Source organism: Polyangium jinanense (genome assembly GCF_028435265.1).
In the GTDB taxonomy this organism is placed as follows: domain Bacteria; phylum Myxococcota_A; class Polyangia; order Polyangiales; family Polyangiaceae; genus Polyangium; species Polyangium jinanense.
Window position 1 is genome coordinate 17245 of record NZ_JAGTJK010000077.1, and the last position, 21396, is coordinate 38640.

General features: G+C 69.3%; 17 protein-coding genes. 9 read left to right on the top strand and 8 right to left on the bottom strand.

The features are described 5' to 3' along the window. Positions 1-9 precede the first annotated feature (9 nt). Positions 10-405 (top strand): hypothetical protein, encoded by a 396-nt coding sequence (locus tag KEG38_RS50510; RefSeq protein ID WP_272428100.1) that lies wholly within the window; start codon positions 10-12, stop codon positions 403-405. A gap of 1 nt (position 406) precedes the next feature. Here the strand turns inward: KEG38_RS50510 and KEG38_RS50515 are convergent, their stop codons facing one another. The 3 genes from KEG38_RS50515 to KEG38_RS50525 all read right to left on the bottom strand — a co-directional run bounded on the left by KEG38_RS50515 (position 407) and on the right by KEG38_RS50525 (position 3346). Next, positions 407-1054, bottom strand: a complete 648-nt coding sequence (locus KEG38_RS50515; protein ID WP_272428101.1) for a hypothetical protein — start codon at positions 1052-1054, stop codon at positions 407-409. A gap of 134 nt (positions 1055-1188) precedes the next feature. Beyond that, the gene (locus KEG38_RS50520) at positions 1189-2307 is read right to left on the bottom strand and encodes an arginase family protein (RefSeq protein WP_272428102.1); all 1119 of its coding nucleotides are present in this window, start codon (positions 2305-2307) and stop codon (positions 1189-1191) included. Positions 2308-2350: 43 nt separating this feature from the next. Next, positions 2351-3346 carry an NADPH:quinone oxidoreductase family protein gene (locus KEG38_RS50525; RefSeq protein WP_272428103.1) on the bottom strand — a complete coding sequence of 332 codons (996 nt, stop codon included), beginning with the start codon at positions 3344-3346 and terminating at the stop codon, positions 2351-2353. Positions 3347-3758: 412 nt separating this feature from the next. On the opposite strand from KEG38_RS50525, the gene KEG38_RS50530 reads away from it, so the two are divergent. After that, the gene (locus KEG38_RS50530; RefSeq protein ID WP_272428104.1) at positions 3759-6131 is read left to right on the top strand and encodes a caspase family protein; all 2373 of its coding nucleotides are present in this window, start codon (positions 3759-3761) and stop codon (positions 6129-6131) included. Between the two features lie 34 nt (positions 6132-6165). Here KEG38_RS50530 and KEG38_RS50535 read toward each other — a convergent pair whose 3' ends face one another. The 4 genes from KEG38_RS50535 to KEG38_RS50550 form a co-directional block, all read right to left on the bottom strand. Further along, positions 6166-7716 carry a hypothetical protein gene (locus tag KEG38_RS50535; RefSeq protein WP_272428105.1) on the bottom strand — a complete coding sequence of 517 codons (1551 nt, stop codon included), beginning with the start codon at positions 7714-7716 and terminating at the stop codon, positions 6166-6168. 103 nt (positions 7717-7819) lie between these two features. Beyond that, on the bottom strand, positions 7820-8344 hold the full coding sequence (locus tag KEG38_RS50540; protein WP_272428106.1) for a single-stranded DNA-binding protein: 525 nt from the start codon (positions 8342-8344) through the stop codon (positions 7820-7822). 55 nt (positions 8345-8399) lie between these two features. After that, the gene (gene recA / locus KEG38_RS50545; protein WP_276074900.1) at positions 8400-9428 is read right to left on the bottom strand and encodes a recombinase RecA; all 1029 of its coding nucleotides are present in this window, start codon (positions 9426-9428) and stop codon (positions 8400-8402) included. A 52-nt stretch (positions 9429-9480) separates the two neighbouring features. Further along, on the bottom strand, positions 9481-11052 hold the full coding sequence (locus KEG38_RS50550) for a YifB family Mg chelatase-like AAA ATPase (protein ID WP_272428107.1): 1572 nt from the start codon (positions 11050-11052) through the stop codon (positions 9481-9483). A gap of 144 nt (positions 11053-11196) precedes the next feature. On the opposite strand from KEG38_RS50550, the gene KEG38_RS50555 reads away from it, so the two are divergent. The 5 genes from KEG38_RS50555 (at position 11197) to KEG38_RS50575 (ending at position 14707) form a co-directional block, all read left to right on the top strand. Then, the gene (locus tag KEG38_RS50555; RefSeq protein ID WP_272428108.1) at positions 11197-11820 is read left to right on the top strand and encodes a hypothetical protein; all 624 of its coding nucleotides are present in this window, start codon (positions 11197-11199) and stop codon (positions 11818-11820) included. A 31-nt stretch (positions 11821-11851) separates the two neighbouring features. Beyond that, positions 11852-12919, top strand: coding sequence for a hypothetical protein (locus tag KEG38_RS50560; protein ID WP_272428109.1), 1068 nt, complete (start codon positions 11852-11854; stop codon positions 12917-12919). A 184-nt stretch (positions 12920-13103) separates the two neighbouring features. After that, positions 13104-13673, top strand: coding sequence for an RNA polymerase sigma factor (locus KEG38_RS50565; RefSeq protein WP_272428110.1), 570 nt, complete (start codon positions 13104-13106; stop codon positions 13671-13673). Then, positions 13670-14230, top strand: a complete 561-nt coding sequence (locus KEG38_RS50570) for a hypothetical protein (RefSeq protein ID WP_272428111.1) — start codon at positions 13670-13672, stop codon at positions 14228-14230. The genes KEG38_RS50565 and KEG38_RS50570 overlap by 4 nt, the downstream gene beginning before the upstream one ends. A gap of 27 nt (positions 14231-14257) precedes the next feature. Beyond that, entirely contained in the window at positions 14258-14707 is a 450-nt protein-coding gene (locus tag KEG38_RS50575) for a hypothetical protein (RefSeq protein WP_272428112.1), read from the top strand. On the opposite strand, the gene KEG38_RS50580 is transcribed toward KEG38_RS50575, so the two are convergent. After that, on the bottom strand, positions 14708-16873 hold the full coding sequence (locus KEG38_RS50580; protein WP_272428113.1) for a hypothetical protein: 2166 nt from the start codon (positions 16871-16873) through the stop codon (positions 14708-14710). It lies immediately after the preceding gene. 140 nt (positions 16874-17013) lie between these two features. Between KEG38_RS50580 and KEG38_RS50585 the strand changes: the two genes are divergently transcribed. Together KEG38_RS50585 and KEG38_RS50590 are read left to right on the top strand one after the other, a co-directional pair. Continuing rightward, positions 17014-17661, top strand: coding sequence for an HAD-IA family hydrolase (locus KEG38_RS50585; protein WP_272428114.1), 648 nt, complete (start codon positions 17014-17016; stop codon positions 17659-17661). 263 nt (positions 17662-17924) lie between these two features. Further along, positions 17925-21260, top strand: coding sequence for an ATP-binding protein (locus KEG38_RS50590; RefSeq protein WP_272428115.1), 3336 nt, complete (start codon positions 17925-17927; stop codon positions 21258-21260). Positions 21261-21396: the final 136 nt, after the last annotated feature.

A 21396-nucleotide genomic window follows, 5' to 3' on the forward strand; every position in this document is an offset into this window, starting at 1 on the left:
TAAGCGAACGTGACGAACCCGGAAGAACCTAAAGAAGCCCGCGTGGTCGGCCTGAACCCCGTGGACTTCGTGCTCGCGCTGGTCGTCGCCTCGCTCGCGACGGCCCTCGTGCTCCTCGACCGGCTCGTGCTCCCGGCCTTCGCGAAGATGTACGGCGAGTTTGGCAGCGGCGCGGCCCTGCCGCTCGTGACGCGCGCCGTGCTCGGACACGTGACCCCGATCGGCGGAGCGGCCGGCGCGATCGCGCTCGCCGTGGCGGGAATGTTCGTGCGGAAGAGCGGCAGGGGCGGGATGGCGGTGGGCCTCTTCCTCGGCGGCATCGCGCTCGCCATCGGCGCGGTCGGCCTCTCGATGTACGGGCTCTACGCGCCGATGTTCGATCTCGCGGGGAAGGTAAAACCCTAGATCACCGGCGACGCTTGCGACGCGGGCGCTCTTCCTCTTCTTCGTCGTCGTCCTCGGGCTGCTCGCCGATCTCCTTATTGTACCGGCGCGCGGCGTTGGCTGCCTTCTGCGGATCGTCGATCGGATGCTCGCGCTTCGTCCGCGCGTAACCAGCCCAGGCGATGCCCCCGCCCACGAGGCCCACGAGGATGCCGCCCGTCGCCGCCGCCGTCGTCCACGTCGGGCGCGACTCCGTGCCATATTCGTCCTTCGTCGTGAGCGTGGACCCGAGGATGATCCCCGCGAGCATCGCTGCGCCGCCGACGATCGCGAGCCCGAGCCCGACCCGGTTCATGGTCACGCCGGTGGCGCGATAGTCGGCGATCCGTGCCGCCGCATCCGCGTCCCCCGCGATGCTGAAAAAGTCCTGATCGTCGATGGGTGTTTCGCCCTGAAAAACCTGCCAGCGCGTGACATCGTACGAACCGACCTGATTCTCGTAGAGCGACGACGTGCCCACGAGCCGGCCCGACGAATCGCGGTGCTGCACCTCGCCGACCTTCGCCTGCGTGACGTACGTGTGCGTCTCGGTCCGGACCTCGACGTTGAGCGGCTCGCCCGTGGACTCGGTGCCCGTCTTGGGCAGATGGGCGCAGCCCCAAGATCCCATGGCAAGGACCGCCACGACGGGAAACGCGCTCCACCCAATTTTTCGACGAGACTCGATCTGACTCATGGACCCTCCGACTTTCCGGGAGGAGACAGCACCGACGGAAGGCTGTCAACAGGTCCGCGAGAATGGCGTCAGCGCCCCAGCATCGCGCGGAGCGTCTCGTCGAGGTACCGCACCGCGAGCCCCACCGTCTGCCGCTGGCTCTCGGGGCGCGGGCCGAGCACGGGCGCGACTTCCATCACGTCCCCCGCCACGATCCCCACCTCGCGGCCGAGCCGCCGGATGAGCTCCACCACGAAATCCGGCTCGAGCCCGCCGGGCTCCGGCGTGCCCGTCGCGTCGGCGAATCGCTCGTCGGTCCCGTCGATGTCATTCGAGAAATAAACGCCCGTCACGCCCCCCGCTTTGAGGTGCGCGACGAGCGCGTCGAGCGTCGCCTCGGGTTTGGCAAGGCACTCCTCCGCCCAGAATTGCCGCACGCCGAGGCTCTGCTCCCAGTGGCCCCGCTCGTGCCGCGAGGCCCGCGTGCCGACCTGCACGAGCCGACCGTCACGCCCAAAAAGCTCGTTCGCGTGGTAGGACCAGGTCGCGAAGCACATGCGAATCCCGAGGCGCTCGGGCAAAAGATCGGTGTGCGCGTCGGGCTGCACGATGCCCCAGCGCTCCTTCGACGGCGGGCGAACACGCGCGAGCGCGGCGGCGACGGGCCAGGCCGTCGAATGATCGCCGCCGATGACGAAGGGTTTTACGGTGGGGTTCAACTGGAACACGAGATCGAGCGCGCGCTCGGCGATCGAGAGCGGCGAGACGGGCAGACGCTCGGCCACATCGGCGGGGACGTGCGGGTAGAGCGCCTTCCGGGAGGCGGACTTTTGCGCCTCGCTCAGCATGTCGTCCGAGAGGAGCTGCGGGACGACGAAGACGTCGCCGATGTCGACGACGCCGAGCTCGGCCGCGCGCACCGGAAAATCCGGCTGGTCTTCGAGCAGGCGCGCGCGGATCGCCTGGGGGCCGAGGTTCGCCCCGCGCCGGAAGCCCGCGCCGACGTCCGAGGGCACACCGAGGATCACGACGCGCGCCGCGCCGATCCGCGCGAGCGCTTCGAGGTGTTTTTCCTGCACGGCCTCGTCGCTCGTGACCTGATAGAGCGCGCGTTGCAGGGCGAGCTGCTCGGCGCGCCCGGTCGAGACCAGGTGCAGCCCGCCTCCCGCGGGCCGGAGGAGAACGGCGAGCTCTTCGATCGGCGTCATGGCGCGGCTAGCGTAGGCCAGAAGGCGCCGGCGCGCACTTCGCTCAGCGCGCCTCCGCGGCCCCGCGCTCCGTGACGAGCACGACCTTGCCCTTCACGCGCCGCTCGGCCATCGCGGAGAGCGCCGCGCTCGCCTGTTCGAGCGGATAGGTCTGCTCCACGTGCGGCCGGATGCGACCGTCCCGCACCCACCCGAAGAGCTCGGCGAGCCCCTCGCGATATCGCTCGGGCTCCCGCATCGTGAACGAACCCCAGAACACGCCGACGATCGAGCAACCCTTCAGCAACGTGAGGTTCAGCGGGATCTTCGGGATGTCGCCCGCGGCGAACCCGACCACGAGGTAGCGGCCGCGCCAGGCCATGGCGCGCAGCGCCGGCTCGGCGAACGAGCCTCCGACGGGATCGTACACGACGTCCGCGCCGTTCGGCGCGAGCGCCTTCAGCCGCGCCTTGAGGTCTTCCCGGCTGTAATTCACGACCTCATCGGCCCCACGCGCCCGACAAACCTCGAGTTTGTCGTCGCTCGAAGCGCAGGCGATGACACGCGCGCCGAGGAGCTTGCCGATCTCGATCGCGGCGACGCCCACGCCGCCCGCCGCGCCAAGCACGACGAGCGTCTCGCCAGCCCGGAGCGCTGCCCGATCGACGAGCGCGTGATGCGTCGTCCCGTACGCCACGAGCAGCGTCGAGGCCGTGACGAGATCGATCCCGTCGGGCACCTTGATGACCTGCCCCTCGCCCAGCGCGACCTCCTCGGCGAAGCAGCCGTACGGAGCCCAGGCGACCACCCGATCGCCGACCGCGAGCGACGTCACGCCGCTGCCCACGGACGTGACGATCCCAGAGACCTCGCCGCCCGGTGAGAAGGGCAGGCTCGGCTTGAACTGGTACTTGTCCTGGATGACGAGGAGGTCCGGGAAATTGACCGACGCCGCATGGGCCGAGACGACCACCTGGCCCGCGTCGGGCGTGGGGCTCGGGAGATCCTCGACGACGAGCGATTCGGGCGGCCCGAAGGCCTTGCAAAGGACGGCTTTCATCGTGTGTTCGTGGTCCTTCTAGAACATCGTTCGGCGCGACGGAACGATGTTTTGACGAAGACCGTCCCTTCCGCCGGAGCGCCCGCGGCCCACCAGGGCGTGAGGTCGAGCACCGCGGCCGCCGCCCTGAAAAACTTCCTTATCCTTCCTCGTCAGGTCATGGTCGCCCCTCACCTCGTGGCCCGAAGCTCTCACGGGTGCATTGGAGGGTTCATGGTCCGGGCGGCAAGTCGCAAGGGCCGAAGCCTTGCTGCTCGGGCCCCAAGGCTCCATTTCGAGAATGGGAGTCCCGTGTGGAAGGGGCCGTCATGAGCAACGGTGCAGAGCGCGATTTTTGTGGAGCCATGCTCTCGGCGACCGACAAGGCGTTCATCCGGCAGCAGTACCCGTGACGCGTGGGGAGGAGGTTGCCATGGCAAAGAATGATTGGGCCATCGTGGTGGGCATCTGGCGTTACCACCCCGATATCGGAAACCTGGAAGGCCCGAAGAACGACGTCGACGATTTCATCGCCTGGCTGACCGATCCCAGGGGCGGCAACGTCCCCGCGGGCCACATCACGAAGGTCCTCTCGCCGGCCCGGCGCAAGCCAATGTCATCCGCCGGGGCCCAGCCCAGCCACGCTACCGTCGAAAAGGAGATCAACGACAAGCTACGCAAGAAGTTCGGGAAAGAAAATCGCGCCAAGAAGGGCGGACGGCTGTATGTCTATGTGGCCGGTCACGGTTGTGCGACACGGGAGCCCAGCGGCCGCGATTCGAAGATCCTCTTGACCGCGGACGCGACGAATGACGATGTCAAGCACGTCAGTGTCCCGAACACCCTGCAGGCGTGTGTCGTCGATCCTGGCTTCTTCGCGGAGGTCGTCCTCTTCATGGACTGCTGCGCGACGCCCTTGACGTCGGTCTTCGCCGCGTTGCCGACGTGCGCACGCAGGCAGCCGCCCGGCGGCTCCGGCACTCCGTTCGTTTTCCTGCACGCGGCCCCATCGGGCCGGCAGGCGCGCGAGGTCGAAATCGGCGGCAAAACGCGCGGTATCTTCACGCACGCGCTCCTCGCGGGCCTCCGCGGAGGCGCGAGTGACAAACATGGCGTCATCACCGCCCACGCGCTCTACGACTACGTGCACAGCAACATGAGGAAATTACTCCCCCCCGAAATGCGCGAGAGCGGCAATCCGGACATCTCTCAGATCCCCGAGTTCACCCTATTCCCTACCAAGCCCGCGTTGAGACTCCGACTTGCGCACGCCCCGCAGACGAAGTTCAAGGTTGAAATCCACGTGGGCAAGGCAGACGTCGGCAAAAAGCTGCGGGTGCTCGGCGGCTCGCTCGACGTCGTCTCCAAGCGGGTCGCCGAGGCCGAGGTCGTGGAGGAGCGCCTCCCTGCGGGGCTTTACATGGTCGAAATCGGGGAAGGGAAGGCGACGCGGTCGGAGGTGTTCGAATTGCCCGGTTTTTCCGAGACGGGTGACGCGAAGGTCACCTTCGACGGAGCGTACCATGGGGTCCGCGTCGGGGACCGCCTCGGGGTCTCGCAGAAAGATCCGGCGAGGCTCTCCCTCATCGACGCCTCCTACGGGCTCGACACCGTCCTTTCCCGGGGGCGCGACGAACCCCTGACCCAGCAGGGGCTCTTCAAGGTTCAGGCGTTTATCGGCAACCAGATCCGGGAGAGTTACCTCGTCGTCTGGCCCAAGGGGGCCAAACGGCGGAGTGCCGGGCAGCAGCCCTCGAAGGGACCCTACGTCGTGTCGGAAGTGGCGGGCGTGAGCTCGGCGCGTCGAGACCCGGCGTTCGGATACAGCTTCGGCACCGCGGGGCTCCCCATCCCCTCCCCCGCGCCGCTCGCGGAGACCACCGCTCCCCCTTTGTACCGCACCCACGCAGCGCGCGAGAGCCGGACCCCGACCGTGAAGATCGGGCGCGGGAGCTCGCTCTTCGTGTGCGTGCGAGATACCCTCACGGCCAAGCCCGCCCCGGCCGAGCCCGTTCCCCATCCCGCCGCTGGCCTCCAGCTGCACGATATCGAGGGTCGTTTGCTCGTCGATTTCGAGCGCGCGTCCAAGCGGGGGCCCGAAGAAAAAGCGCCGTGGACGACGTGCACCGTCGAGCTCGACCCCGGGGTCTACCGCCTCTCCGTCGAGACGCCGGTGGGCACGTTGAGCCAGACCGTGATCGCGACCCGCGGCCTCCAGACCCAAATCTTCCTGTTCCTCCGGGATTACGGCGACGCGCCCGGCAACCGACGCGCGGATCTGCAAGGCGCCGCAATCTTCCTCGGCCAGGCAGGCTTCGAGCCCGAACGATCGGACCTGCGCAAAACCGAGCTCGTGCGGGTCGCCCTGCGGGAACGAGGTGCCGAGGTCGACGCTGAGGTCCTCCGAGACTTGCTGAAGCAAAGCAGGGCCGAACCGATGCTCCAGATCATGGGCGCGCACCTTTTGCTCTCCCGCGGAGAGCCGATGGAGGACGAACGCACTCTGCTCGCCCGCGTCCTCCGGCGATTGCGCCAAAAGCTCGGCGAGCACCCCGACGTGACAGCCCTCGCGCTGCGCGTCGAAGGAGCCACGGGGCGTCCGCGATTCTCGGTGCCGCCCATGCTCCTCGAAAGCTGGCTCGCCATCCGCGAGGCAAGCCAGAAGCGCCCGGCCATCATCCCGGCCAAATCGCTGCTGGCGCAGGTCAAGAATCATTTCTGGGGGTTTGGGCCCGTCCTCGTCTGGCAGGAGGCGCCGCGCGCCCGTCGGCGCCATACGCGCAAGCGCGCCGCCGAACCTCGGTGAGAGAGGACGCGATGCGTCCCCTCAAGGCGGGCGATCAAGGCGCGAACTTGCGGATCCAGGCGTTGTAGCCCTGATCCGTCGTGAGCTCCGTGCCCACGACGAACACCTCGGAGGCGTCATTCGTGGTGATCCCCTCACCGTAATCGGCGCCGTCCCCCGTGCCATTGTGCACGTTGGTCCAGAGCTCGTTGCCGGCGGAATCGTACTTCCGGGTCCAGATGTCCGTCGAGAGCGAGGGGGTCACTTCGTAGCCCGTCACGACCACGTTGCCGCTCGGGTCGCTGGCCACAGCGTAAATCTGGTCCGGGCCCGCGGGGATCTGGCTCGAATGGGTCCGGGTCCAGAGCTCCTGCCCGTTCGGATCGTACTTGCGCAGCCAGGCGTCGAGGCCGAAGTTCGTGGTCTCGGCGCCGCCGACGAAGAGGTTTCCATCCGGAGCGACCGCGACCGAGAGCGCGTAATCGTCGTTGTGAAGCGCGCCGTCGTAGGTGCGTGTCCACACCTCGGTCAGATCGCCTCCGCCCTCCTGCAGCTTGGTCAACACAACGTCCGTGAAGCCTGCCTCGTTCGTGAAGTAGCCGGCGAGGTAAATGAAAACGCCGTGGATCGCGATTCCCTGCGCCGAGTCGGTCCCGTTGCCTGGCCCGTCCGTGTGCCGCTGCAACACGATCTCGCCGGTTTGACTGGACAACTTCAGCAAAGTGAACTCGCTCCCCCCGGCGTTCGTCGCCATGCCCCCGGCGACGTAGAGGTGGCCCCCGCCCGGCATCGCCACGCCCCACCCGTAATCGTAGCCATGGGCCTCGCCGTCGAAGCTCCGCGCCCACATCTGCTCGCCGCTCGTGTCGTACTTGCGAGCGATGAGGTTCGTCGTCCCGTCGGCCAAGGTCTCGTACCCGACGGCGTACACGTTGCCCGCCGGATCGACCGCGACGCCGTAAATCCCGTCGTCGAGGCCCGCCGCCCCGTCGATTTGCCGATACCATATCGGGTTGCCCTGCGGATTGAGCTTGGCAACGAGCCCGTCGTAGTGACCCGGGTTGCCTGCAACCCCCACGATCCCGCCGACGATGAGGTTTCCCTTGTTGTCCAGCCGGATGCTCGTCAACTCCTCGCCTGTCGACCCCGGGACGCCCTGGCTTTCCGTGTAGAGCACCGTGCCCGAGAGGATGCAGTCGTGGTTGCAGCCGTCGCCGTCGACCCCGTTGGCGTCGTCGCACGCCTCGGCGGCCGCGAAGACGAACCCGTCGCCGCAGAACGCCGCCTCGCAGCTGGTCTTGCACGCGCCGATGTCGCTGTTCAGCGCGCCGTCGTCGCACTGCTCGCCCGCGTCGAGGATGCCGTCGCCGCAGAAACCCATGGTGCCGCCGGAGCCGCCGATGCCGCCCACGCCGCCCACGCCCCCGACGCCCCCGATCCCTCCGGTGCCGCCGAAGCCCCCCGTGCCTCCGTTCCCGGCAAACCCTCCATCGCCGTCCGAACCGCCGTCGCTGGTGCCGGGGACCGATCGGCCGCAACCGCTGGCAGCCGCAAAACTGGCGAGGAAGAGGGCAAGGATCGGCGTCGTGGTAAGTCGCAGTGCCATGGTATGCCCGACATTTGCCACGGGGACCGTGCTGCCACAAGGGCCGATCCGTGGGCCCGGGACGCGTCTTCCCGCGTCCCGGGCCGTGTCGCCCCATCCTGCCTCAGAACGGCATCTCTTCGAGCATCTCCGTTTTCCGCGGCGGCGCGCCGTTCCGCTTACGCGGAGGACGGGCCGGCGCCGCGGGCTCCGGCACGGCCTCCGGCTCCTCCTGCGACAGCGGCATCTCCATCGGCGCCACTTCGTCGTCCGCGTCGCGCCGCAGCGCCCCCGCATGCTCACGGTGCGCCGCCGGCGAGGGCCCGCCCGCGAGGCAGATGTCGCGCGCGTGCACCTCGGTCTTGTACCGCTTCTGCCCGTCCTTCTCGTAACTCGACGTGCGCAGCGTCCCCTCCACGAGCACGCACGATCCCTTGGCCAGCACCCGCGAGAGCCCCTCGGCGCGCGGGCCGAACACGACCACGCTGTGCCACTCGGTCCGCTCCGTGAGCTCGCGGTTCCGGTCGAGGAACGATTCGTTCGTCGCCATGCGGAATTGCAACACCGCCGTCCCGCTGCCCGCATACCGGAGTTCCGGATCCGCGCCCAGATTGCCGAGAAGTACCACCCTGTTCATGCCGTCGCTCATGTCGTCCTCCGCTTTCGTCTCTGTTGATTCGAATGGTTTTTCCTGAAATGTGGTGTCAGGCCGCCTTCTCCGCCGGCCGCGCGCCCACGCGCGCCTCCGAGCCCGCGATCACCGCGGCGCGCAGGGTCGAGAAGAGCCGCTCGTTCGTGAGCAGCGTCTCCCGCGCGCGCTCGCGCCCCTGCCCGAGGTGCTCGCCGCTGAAGGAAAGGTGCGCCCCGCTCTTCTCGACGATCCCGATCTGGCAGCCGTAATCGATGAGGTCCGAGGCCGCGTCGACACCCGTCCCCCAGCGGATGTCGAACTCGGCCTCGCGAAAAGGCGGCGCGAGCTTGTTCTTGACCACCTTCACCCGCGTCCGCGAGCCCACCGCCTCGTCGCCGACCTTCACCGGCCCGATGCGGCGCACGTCGAGCCGTACGCTCGCGTAAAACTTCAGCGCATTGCCGCCCGTCGTGGTCTCGGGGTTGCCGAACGTGACCCCGATCTTCTGCCGGAGCTGGTTGATGAACACGAGCGTCGTGCCCGTGCGGTGCGCGATCGCGGTGAGCTTGCGGAGCGCCTGGCTCATGAGCCGCGCCTGCAGCCCCATGTGCGCGTCGCCCATGTCGCCCTCGATCTCCGCCTTGGGCACGAGCGCCGCGACGGAGTCGACCACCACGATGTCGACCGCGCCGCTCCGCGTGAGCGTCTCGGCGATCTCGAGCGCCTGCTCCCCGCAATCCGGCTGCGAGACGAGCAGCCGCTCCGTGTCGACCCCGACGGCGCGCGCATAACTCACGTCGAACGCGTGCTCGGCGTCGATGAAGGCCGCGACGCCGCCCGCGGCCTGCGCCTCGCGCATCGCGTGCAGGGTGAGCGTCGTCTTGCCGCCGCTCTCCGGGCCGTAAATCTCGACGATCCGGCCGCGCGGGTAGCCTCCGATGCCGAGCGCCGCGTCGAGGGCCATCGACCCCGTGCCGATGACCCTCACGTCCGTCTCCGCCTCGTCCCCGAGCGACATGATCGCCCCTTTGCCGAATTGCTTCTCGATCGAGCCAACGACCGTCTTCACCGTCCGCATCTTCTCCAAGAGCTCCGTCATCATCGGTAAAACCGCCTTTCTTGCCCGTTACTTCGACCGCCGTAGAAACCAGTTGCTAAGAAAAATCGTTTTTCCGGGTCGGCGAGCGCCGAGCCGCCGCGCCGTCGCGATCGAGCAGCCGCGCCTGGATCGCCTCGGCCACGTGGTTCGCCCGCACGGCGCCGCCGCCGTCGAGATCCGCGATCGTCCGCGCCACGCGCAGCACCTTGCCGTACGCCCGCGCCGAGAGGCCGAGCCGCTCCACCGCTTGCCCGAGGATCGCCCGGCCCGCCGCGTCCGGCGCCGCCACCCGCTCGACGTCGCGCGGGCCGAGCTCCGCGTTCGTCGGGGCGCTCGCCTCGCCCGCCTCCCGCCGCGCCGTCTGGATCGCCCGCGCCGCGATCACGCGCCGCCGCACCTCGGCGCTCGCCTCCCCGCGCTCCTTGCCCGCGAGGTGCGAGACGTCCACCGGCGGCAGCGGCACCTGCAAATCGAGCCGATCGAGAAGCGGCCCGGACAAACGCGCTCGATAACCCCGCACGCGCTCGGGCGTGCAAGCGCAGCGGCGCTTCTCGTCCCCGAACAAACCACACGGGCACGGATTCACCGCGGCGACCACGAGCGGCCTCGCCGGGAACGTCACGCGGCTCTGCGCGCGGCAAATCGTGACGAGGCCGTCTTCGAGCGGCTGCCGCAGCACCTCGAGCGCGCTCCGCTTGAATTCGAGCAGTTCGTCGAGAAAAAGGCAGCCGTGGTGCGCGAGCGAGACCTCGCCCGGGCGGATCGGATCGCCCCCGCCCACGAGACCCGCGGGGCTCACGGTGTGGTGTGGCGCGCGAAACGGCCTCGCCTGCGCGAGGCCTCGATCCGAGGGCAAGAGCCCCGCGACCGAGTGGATCGCTGTCACTTCGAGGGCCTCGTCGTACGAGAGCGGCGGCAAGATCGTCGGAAGCCGCCGCGCCAGCATGGTTTTCCCCGCGCCCGGCGGGCCCATCATCAGGAGGTTGTGCCCACCCGCCGCCGCGATCTCGAGGGCACGCCGCGCCACGTGCTGGCCTCGCACCTCCGCGAGATCCACGGCCGCCTCCGCGAGGTTTGGCGCGAGCGACGGACGCGGCCCGGCCGACGGGAGATCCCCTTCCCCCGCGAGCGCCGACACCACGTCGCCGAGGTGCTCGGCCACGAGGACCTCGAGCCCCGGCACGCTCGCCGCCTCGGCCCCGTTGTGCCGCGGAACCACAGCGCGCCCGAGCCCCCGCGCCGCCGCGCCGCGCAGCGCTGGCAACACCCCACGCACGGGCCGGATCGCGCCCGTCAGCGACAGCTCGCCGAGGAACGCGAGCCCGCGCAGCGCCTCGCCTGGCACCTTGCCGAGCGCGCCGAGCACCGCCATCGCGATCGCCAGATCAAAGGCGCCGCCGCTCTTGCGTAGATCGGCCGGCGCGAGGTTCACCGTGATCACGTGCTCGTCGAGGGCCACGCCGATCTGCGAGAGCGCCGACCGCACGCGCACGCGGCTCTCGCGTACGCTCGCCTCAGCGAGCCCGACGAGCTGGAACGACGCCGGACCGCGGCCGGAGTCCACCTCGACGCGCACGGGAGACGCGTCGAGGCCCACGAGAATGAAGGTCAGGGCCGTCGCCTGCATGCACGCCCTTTTTGCGAGCGCCGTGCCGGGCCGAGAAATGCGGAAAACCTGGGTTTTTGGGCGGCGGGGGGTGGCGGCGCGGATTTCCGCCTGGCGGCCGCCGGGGGTCCCTCCTTCGCGGCGCGCGTGGTAGGGTCGTCGCCGATGGGGCGTCGCCTCGTTCGATCCATGGCCGCGCTCGGGCTGGGAGCGCTCGTGCTCGCGGGATGCGACCGCACCTCCCGCGTCCACGTCGAGGGGCGAATCCAGCTCCCCGCGCACACCGACGCCGCGCTCGTGGTCCCGCTCGAAGGCGCGAAAGGCGCATTCTCCGTGGACACGTCGGGACGGTTCGTCGGGACGTACGGCGCGCTCCATGTCCATCCGGACCACATTCCGCTGCTCGTCCACGTCCCCAGCCATCGCCCGGTCGTGCTCGTGCCCGGCCGTGATTTTCGGATCGAGGAGCAGGACGGCTCGTTCCACGCCGCGATCGATCTCGATCCGGCCCGCGCGCGTTTGCCGCGTCCCCTCGCGCTCGCGTGCACGACCGAGTCCTGCACCGCGGATTTGCCTGTGGAGGCGAAGGCCTGCGTCTCCACGGTCGTCGTGCTCGACGGCACGAAGACCACGCTCGTCACGCCCGGCACCCAGCGCCGGGAGGACGGCGGCACGCGCCTCCTCGCGTTTTTCCCGCTGCCGCGGCAACGCTCACGTTCGCTCGTCGTCGTGAGTACATGCGGCGACGAGGCCTACGTCTCGGAGGTCGCGACCTTCGACGGCCCTTGAGACGGCTCGTCCGAGCGGTACACTCCGCGCGATGCATCGAAGGCGTTCGTCAGGTACGCTCCTCGCCGCCGCCGCGCTCGTGTTTTTCACCGCATGCCGCCGCGACGAGAGCGCCGCGCCGGCCGACGCGGGAACCGACGCCTCTCCGCCGGAAACCACGTCCACGGCCGCCATCCCCGCGCCTCCGCCGCCCGACCTCGCGGTCGCACCCGACGTGCCCTCCGATCGCTCGTTGCCGGCGACCGAACCCCGGCGTTTTTTGGTCAAACGGCTCGAGGACGACCCGCATCTCTCCCACCATCGTGACGCCGTCCTCTCGCATTTCGGGGCGAACGTGGGGCTCCCGCTCTCCTTGCAGGTCGAGACGCTCCCGGGCGATCGGCGAGCGCTCCTGATCGAGGATTCGTCGCAGCCCGACAAACCTCTCGTGCTGGTCGTCGCCGCGGACGGCACGCGGGCGTGGGCCAAGGAAATGCCGCTCGCGGGGATCGTGCCGGGCGTGCGGGAAGTGACCGTGGTGCGCGGCCCGGATTCGTCGGTCGGCGTGGCCTTTTGTGATGCGGAGGGTGAGCTCGCGGCGCTCCGCGCGTGGACCTCGGAGGGCGGGATCTTCGCCGATTACGAGGCCCTCGAGATCCCCCATTGCGAGGCCCTCTCCGCGCTGTACTGGCCAGGGCACGGGCACGTCATCGTGGCCGCGGGTGAGGGGGAGGCACGCGCCGCGCGGATCGACGAGCGTGGCATGCGCGCGTGGGGCCGCTCGGGGCTCACCCTGCCGTGGAAGCCGGATCCGGGCGCGGCGGTCGTGATCCTGGTCGATACGGAGGATACGTTTGTCCTCGTCGGCGCGGGCTCGGCGGAAAGGCCCACGACGCGGCGGGAGGAGGCCGTGTTCGCCATGCGGTACGACGAGCGCGGCAAAGAGCTCTGGCCCGCGCCCATCGCGGTGGGGCGGCCCTCCGGAAAGGCGCCGAAGCGCCCCACGGCGCGCGTGATCACGACCGGCAAGATGGAAATCGAAATGACGGAGGGATCCACACGGCGAAGGCTCGAGCTTTCGTCCGAGGGGACCGTGATCGTCTTGCCCGAGCGGCGCTGAAGGGCCCGGCCGGCCGGAAGCGATACCGCGACGTCGCGACGTCCGAAACGAGGGAACCATCCGCCCCCATCGTTGGTGGTACGCGGCGACGTTTCATCACACGACGTTGCGACGTTGCGACGTCGCGACGTTCGAAATGCGGGAACCATCCGCGCCCCACGTTCGTGGTACGGCCGGACGTTTCATGATGAAGGGACAAGCAACGCACCGCATCACCGTCGAGTTGCTGGAAGCGGCAGCTCGGGGCGACAGGGTGGCGGGGGGCACGCTAGCGGATTTCATCCACGGGTGGGTCCACAGCGTCCTCCACGCCGGCCCCGACGTCGACGACGCGGCCCAGGAGGCTTTCATGGCGGTCATCGTGGCTCTGCGCACGCACCAGTACGACGCGTCCGTCGAGGACAAGCACGCGTGGGTCGTCAAGATCGCGGTGCGCAAGGCGATCGACGTGCGTCGGAGGCGGGAGAGGGAGCGGGAGCGGCAGGTATTCGAGGGTCCGGGCGCGGACGACGCCACGGCCCCGGCGAGCACGGACCCGATCTCGCGCATCGAGCAAAGGCAACGCGCCGAGCGCGTGAACGACGTTGTGAAGGCCCTCCACGAGACGGATCGCGCGCTCCTCTTGCTCCGATACCACGAGGACCTCAGCTACGAGGACATCGCGCAGGCGCTCTCGATTCCGCTCGGGACCGTCAAATCGCGGCTCTCACGGCTTATCGAAAAACTCAAGCTCGAGCTCGGGAGCAAGTTATGAAGCGCTCGCAGGCGAGGAAGCAACAAACCCCGGCGCCCGCGCCGAAAAAGGGGTTCGCGAAGCTCATCACGCTCTTCGTCCGCCCGCGCAACGACGTCCGCGAGGCGGCGGCCAAGAAGCGCGCCGAGCCGCAGGCGCCGCGCCCGATGCCCGCGTCGTTGGTCCTGCCCGCGCTCCCGCCGAGCGACGCGCCGGAGCCGACGCCGGCCTCCGAGCCGAGCCTGCGCTCGGTGCTTTCGGCGCTCGCGCCCGACCCCGACACGCGGGCGCCGGAAGCGCTGCGCGAGAAGCTCGTGACCTGGGCCGAGGAGACGTCGGATCCATTCCCCGGGGAGCTCGATGTCGTCCTCGAAGCGCTCGCGCCACGCGTCCCGGCGCCCGCGCCCTTGCGGGAACGCCTCGTCGCGTGGGCCGAGGAGACGGCCGAGCCCGAGGCCGCCGCGCCCGCGCCGCTCGACACCGCCGCGGCGGAACCTCCGTCGCTCTGGAACAAGCTGCGCCGCCTCGCCCGTGTCCTTTTGGAGCGGCTCCGCAAGGCTTCGCGCGGCGCGCGGTGACGTTCTCCGCTACGCTCTGGCCCAGCCATGCACCCCGACGGGTATTTCGCGCTTGTCCTCGATCCGCCCTCCGCCGAGATCCTCCAGCGGCGCTTCTGCACCTTACCCCGCCCGCTCGCCCATCATTGCACCCTGCGGTACGGCACGAAAAACCCGGCCGATCTGCCGCCTCCTTTCACGGCGAGCGACCTCGGCCGCACGTTCACCCTCGCTGTCACGGGATACGCGCGGCGGGACGACGGCGGGGTCGAGGCCGTGGTCGTGGGGCTCCTCCTCGCTGACGGGAGGCTCCTCGAACATGGTTTTACCGAGAATGCCATTCCGCACGTGACCGTCGCGACGGACGGCGTCACGGAACCGGCGACCGCGAATGACCTGCTCCGGGCCGGCTTCGAGCGAATCGCCGGGCCCCTGCTCCTCGCGCGGCTCGAACACACGTGGGCGTCGTCGAGCCAGGAGGATCCGCGGGGCGCCTGATCACTTCCGCAGCTTTTGCAGCGCCGTCCGGGCCCGCGATCGATACCCCTCCACCTCGGTCCCGAGGCCGGCGATCCGCGTGCGGAGCTCCTTCACCCGCGCTTCCTTCTCCAGGATCTGCTTCGTGAATTTCTCCCCGTCGTCCTTCGATTGCGCCGCGGCCAGGTAGCCCCGCAGCCGGCCGAGATCCTGCACGAGCTCGTCGAGATCCGCCCTTCGTTTCGGGAGCAGGCTCTCGCGCGCCTCCGCGTCCGTGAGGTGTTTCGCCGCTTCTTCGAGCGCGGTTCGCTGCGCCGCGGGCAATTTCGGCGCGGCCGCCATGGCCCGGAGCGCCCGCGGGTTCAGCGTAGGGATCGCCGTCCGCCGGGACAGACCCTCGTCGGCCTCGATACGCCGCACCTTCTTCGATCGCGGCTCGCTCGCGAACACCGCGAGCGGCTTGTTCGACACGACGTCGAAATCGAGCTCGTCCGCGCCGTTCACGGTCGCGTTGCGCACGAGGTCGAGGTACAAGAAGACCGTCCGCGCCCCGCCGCTCCGGTTCTCGACCGTGTAATCGACGCGCGTGTGCCGGATGAAATGCTCGACGAGCTCATCCCCCTGGTACTCGACGAGCTGCACCTCGTCCGTGACCAGCATGTTGTTTTGCGTGAGCTCGACGTCGATGTCCGTGCCGAACACGAGGAAGCGGGTCTCGCTGGGCTTCAGGCGGTCGATCTGCGCCTCGCCTGCGAAACCTCCGTCGGCGAAGAACGAAATGGGGCCCGCGGGCAAGGTCTGCTTCGTGTCGTTCTTGATGCGCGCCGCGCTCCGGCCGACGCCGCCCCCGCTTCCAAACAACACGATCCGCCGCGCGGAGACCGATTGCTGCAAAAACGGCAGGAGCGCCGATCCGTGCGCCCGGAGGTCGATCGGAACGGGCATCGAATACCGGAAGAGCGCGCCCGCTTCCATGCCCTCCGCCTCGGCCACCTTCGCGAGATCCCCCACGGAGAGCACCGTGCTCGATCCCTGATCGCTGCCCGTACCGCTCCCGTGCCCGATCGTGCCGACCGATCCGAGCCCGAGGGCCCCCTCGCCAGTCCCGCCCCCGCCCGCGCCGTAGCCCGAGAGGCCGAGGCCGCCGGCGCCGGCGCCGAACGTATCGCCGATCATCTCGCTCCACATCGCGTCCGCGGTCTGCAGGACGAGCTGCGGGATCGTGGAGAGCGGCTCGCTTGGCGTGAGGAGCTCGCGGCGCGTGTAGCGCGGGGCCGCAAGCGGATACAGGAACGAATCGGGGCGGCCGTTGACGAGCTCGATCTTTACCTTCTTCCACTCCTCGTCTGTGTCGTTGTGGACGAGCGCCCAGCCCTGCAGCGTGCCGCGTTGCTCCTTGTCGCTGAGCACCATCCGGTACGTCGAGCGCCACACCGGCGCCTCCGCGACATACCCGAGCGTCACGTCGGACGTGCTCTCGGCGAGCACCCGCAAATCACGCCGCGCCGACGCGCCTTGAGGCGAGGCCACGGACGCGCTCGCGCCGAGGCGCGCGCCTTGGGAAGGATCCGTGGGTTTGACGCCGACTACGTCGGACAGGAAAAACTTGCGGATCTCGGCCTCCGTCGTGAGGACGAGCAGCGTCGTCTCTTTTCGCGGCACGCACCGGGCGGGCGCGCCCTCGCCTTGCTTCTTCGCCCCCTCGTCCTCGGCGACCGGTACGCACGGGCCCGGCTCGTCGTCGCTCGGGTCGAGCACGTCGACGAGTTTTCCTTTCACGGTCTCGCGCGCCGTGCGGAGCTCGATGCCGCTGCCCTTCAGGCTGCGGAGCAGGTTCGCGTGCGTCACGGGGCCCGATCCGTCGGGCAAACCCGCGAGCGCCCGGCCTTTCTCCACGCTGATGCTGCTCGCGAACTCGACGCCCGCGACGCTCGTCTTCCCGTCGGTCCCGAGCACGACGAGCGTCTTCAGCGCGTCGTCGAGGTGCGAGACCGGCACGGGCAACGCGAGCCCGGCATCACGGGCGACCCTGCCCGATCGCTCGAAGTAGCCGACCCCCGACTCGTAGAGTCGCACGGTCTTCAAAGGGAGCGGCGGCTTCGGCGTGGTCTGCGCCAGGGCGTGCCCGCTCGTCGCGAGCAGCGCGGTCACAAGAATGGCGGAAAAGTGGCGGGGAATCGAAAGCATCGAATGGGCCTCGGGGTTTCTGGGCGGCGGGGGCAGGGACACGCCATGCCGGCCCGAGTTCCCCGAAATCTCCGGAGCTCCTTCCCGGGGCGACCGCGCCGCGTGCGCCCGGGCGGGAACGTGGTAATGACGCGGCACGCATGCAGCGATACAAGACGGTCCTGTTTGATCTCGACGGCACGCTGATCGACTCGATCCGCCTCATCCTCGACAGTTATCATCACACGTTCGCCGTCCACGGCCTGCCGCCGTGCCAGGACGACGTGCTCCTCCGCGGCGTCGGCACGCCCCTCAAGACGCAGCTCGCCGGCTACTCCGACGATCCCGAGGCCGTGCTCGCGATGATCGAGACGTACCGGGCCTACAACCTCGCGCACCACGACGCGTGCGTGCGGCCCTACCCCGGCGCGGTCGCCTGCGTCCGCGCGCTCGCCGAGGCGGGCGTCAAGATCGCGATCGTGACCAGCAAGAACCGGCACAGCACCGAGCGTGGGCTCGACGTCTCGGGGCTTTTGGACGCGTTTTCGGTGCTCGTCTGCTCCGACGACGTGACGAACCCGAAGCCGCACAAGGAGCCGGTCGATCTCGCCCTCGCGCGGCTCGGATCCCGGCCCGAGGAGGCGATCTTCGTGGGCGACAGCCTGCACGACATGCACGCCGGGCGCAGCGCCGGGGTCGCGACGGGCGCCGCGCTCTGGGGCCCGATGTCGCGCGCCCACCTCGCCCCGTCCGAGCCCTCGCACTGGCTCGAAAAACCCGAGGACCTCGTCTCGATCGTCCTGGGTTGAAGATTTTCAAGCCAAACGAAAACTGATTCCTGGGGGAGTGCCGGACAGCGTTCAGGGTTTCCCCGACGACGGATTCCTGCACCACATCCTCCGCCTTTCGAAGTAAATACGGAGCGACGCGGGACATACGGATCCATTAGCGTCGCTGTACCCGGACCTGTTCGGGTGTCCTCCCTCGAGAAATGATGCAACTACCGCCCCCTGACGGAGCGTGTTCGACTACGGCCGATTGCCTCCGCGGGGGGGGAGAAATGGGCGCCCTCATGCGGGCGCACGATTGGCGAGGCACGGCCGTGGGTGCGCCCGCGGCCTGGGATCGCAGCCTGAAGACGGCGATCCAGATGATCCTGGGCGCCCGGCACCCCATGTTCGTCTGGTGGGGACCGAAGCTCCTCGACTTTCACAACGACGCCTACATCCCCATTCTCGGCCAGAGACACCCGACCGCCCTCGCGCGGCCGGCCTCCGAGGTATGGTCGGAGGTCTGGCATATCATCGGCCCCTGGGCGGAGGCGGTTTTACGTGAGGGACGCTCGCTCTCCGGTAGCGAGGTCCTCCTGCCCGTCGATCGGAATGGGTACACCGAAGAGGCGTATTTCACGTATTCGTACAGCCCCATCAACGACGACAGCGGGGCCATCGCCGGCGTGTTTTGCGCGTGCTCCGAGGAAACGGGCGAGGTGCTCGGGCGCAGGCGCCTGCAAAACCTCGGCGCGCTCGGCGCCGCGATGCTCGGCGCGCGCTCGCCGGTCGAGGTTTGTCAGACGGCGGCAACGCACCTCGCCGAGAATCGAAACGACGTCCCCTTCGTTTTGCTTTATCTGCTCGACGAGACCGGCGCCGTCGCGCACCTCGCGGGGATGTCCGGTTTGCCTGCGGATCACCGCGCGTGCTTTACGCCGTCGCCCGAGGACGCGGAGGGGCCCTGGCCGCTCGGCGAGGTCAAGGCACGTCGCCGTGGGATCGTCCTCGACGACGTGCGGAGGCGCATCGGAGAGCTTTCGTGTGCGCCGTGGGCCGAGCCGATCGAGCAAGCGATCGTGCTGCCCATCGAGGATCATGGCCTCGGCCGGATGGCCGGCGCGCTCGTCCTCGGCATCAGCCCGAGGCTGCGGCTCGACGCCGAATATCGCAATTACCTGGAGCTCGCCGCGGCCCAGATCGGCAGCGCGCTGACGAACGCCGGCGCCCTCGAATCCGAGCGGCGGCGCGCCGAGGCCCTCGCCGAGCTCGATCGGGCCAAGACCACGTTTTTCAGCAACGTGAGCCACGAGTTCCGGACGCCGCTGACCATGATGCTGGGCCCGCTCGAAGAGCTCGCCCTGGGTGATCCGGCGCTCACGGACGCGCAACGCGTGCACGTCGAGCTCGCGCAGCGGAGCGCGGAGCGGCTGCTCAAGCTCGTGAAGAGCCTGCTCGATTTCGCGCGTATCGAGGCGGGGCGTTTCGACGCCTCGTTCGTCGCGACGGATCTCTCCCGGATGACCGGCGAGCTCGCGGCCACGTTCCGCTCGGCGATCGAGCGCGCCGGGTTGCGGCTCGGGATCGATTGCCCGCCGTTGCCCGAGCCGACGTACGTCGACCACGACATGTGGGAGAAAATCGTCCTCAACCTGCTCTCGAACGCGCTCAAATTCACGTTCGACGGCGAGGTCGTGGTGTCGCTGCGCCACGCCGGGGATCGGGTGATCCTCACGGTCCGGGACACGGGCACCGGGATCCCCGCGGCCGAGCTGCCGAGGATTTTCGAACGATTCCACCGCGTGCACGGCGCGCGGGCCCGGACGCACGAGGGCGCCGGGATTGGCCTTTCGCTCGTGCAGGATCTCGTTCGCTTGCACGGCGGCGCTATCGAGGTCGAGAGCGAAGTCGGGCGCGGCAGCACGTTCCAGATCAGCATGCCCACGGGCACCGCGCATTTGCCGGCGGATCGTATCGGCGCGCCGCTCTCGCTCGCCTCCACGGCGATCGGCCCGGCGCCATTCCTCGAGGAGGCCCTCCGCTGGCTGCCCGCGCCCGACGAGCACGTGCTGCATTTCTCCGCGACAAGCGAGCCGGACGTGCGCGAAGCAGCGCCACGCGCGCGGCTCCTCGTGGTGGACGACAACACCGACATGCGCGGGTACCTGCGGCGACTCCTGGCCCCGCGGTGGGACGTGACGGCGGTGCCCACCGCAATGGCAGCGCTCGCGGAGGCGCGGCTCTCGCCCCCGGACCTCGTGCTCTGCGACGTGATGATGCCGGGCATGGATGGATTCGCGCTCCTGCGCGAGCTCCGGCAGGACCCGCGGACGTCCTCCATTCCGATCATGATGCTCTCCGCGCGCGCGGGCGAGGCGGCGCGGGTCGAGGGCCTCGACGCCGGCGCCGACGATTACCTCATCAAGCCTTTTTCGGCCCGCGAGCTCGTCGCGCGTGTCGCCTCCCAGATCTCGCTCTCGCAGGCCCGATCGCAGGCGAAATCGCGCGCCGAGGCGGCGAGCCGCGCGAAGGACGAGTTCCTCGCGATGCTCGGCCACGAGCTCAGAAACCCGCTCTCCCCCATTCTCACGGCGCTCGAGCTCATGCGGCTCCGCAATGGCTCCGCGCTCGAACGGGAGCGGGCCGTCATCGAGCGGCAGGTGCAGCACCTCGTGCGGCTCGTGGACGATCTGCTCGACGTCTCGCGAATTGCGCGTGGCAAGATCGAGCTGCGGCGCCGCCCCCTCCCGCTCGCGCAGGTGGTCGCGAAGGCCCTCGAGCAGGCGAGCCCGCTGATCGAGCAGCGCGGCCATACCTTGCACGTCGCCGTGCCGGAGGAGGGGCTCGTCGTCGACGTGGACGAGATGCGCCTCGCGCAGGTCGTCGGAAACCTCCTGGCGAACGCCGCAAAGTACACCGAAAAGGGGGGCCACGTGGAGGTCTCGGCCTTTCGGGAGGGCGAATGGGCCACGCTGCGCGTGAGGGATTCGGGGATCGGCATTTCGCACGAGCTCTTGCCGCACATTTTTGATCTCTTCGTGCAAGGGGGCCGGTCGATCGATCGGAGCGAAGGAGGCCTCGGGCTCGGCCTCGCCATCGTGAAAAACCTGACGGAGTCGCATGGCGGGCGCATCGAGGCGCGAAGCGCGGGCCCGGGACGCGGCAGCGAATTCATCCTCCGCTTGCCGCTCGCCGCGTCGAAGACAGCCCCGCCGCCGCGCGCCTGGGAGGAGCGGCCCATGGGCGCGGCGTCCGCGTCGTTGTGTCGTGTGCTCGTCGTGGACGACAACCAGGACGCCGCCGTGCTGCTCGCGGAGGCGCTGCGCGCGACCGGCTACGAGACCCGCGTGGCGTTCGACGGTCCGAGTGGCCTCGAAATCGGACGAACCTTCCGGCCCGAGATCGCGGTGCTCGACATTGGCTTGCCAGTGATGGATGGATACGAGCTCGCCGAGCGCCTGCGCGAGCTCTCGTCGCCGCCCCTGCGCCTGCTCGCGCTGAGTGGATATGCGCAGCCGGGGGATCGCGACCGCACGCGCGCGGCGGGGTTCGACGAGCACCTCGTGAAACCCGTCGACATGAAGACGCTCCATGCGGCGCTCTCGGGCGTGCGGCCGCGGCACGAGGGCCAGGGGTAGGCCCCTCTCCGTAGCGCTGGCCGCGCTTCGCCGGGGCGCTGCCCCGGACCCCGCGGGGGCTGTCCGCCCCTCGACCCGGACCAGGCACGGCCTGGACCGAGGGTGGAAGAACTGCGCGATGCGCAGTTCTTCCAAC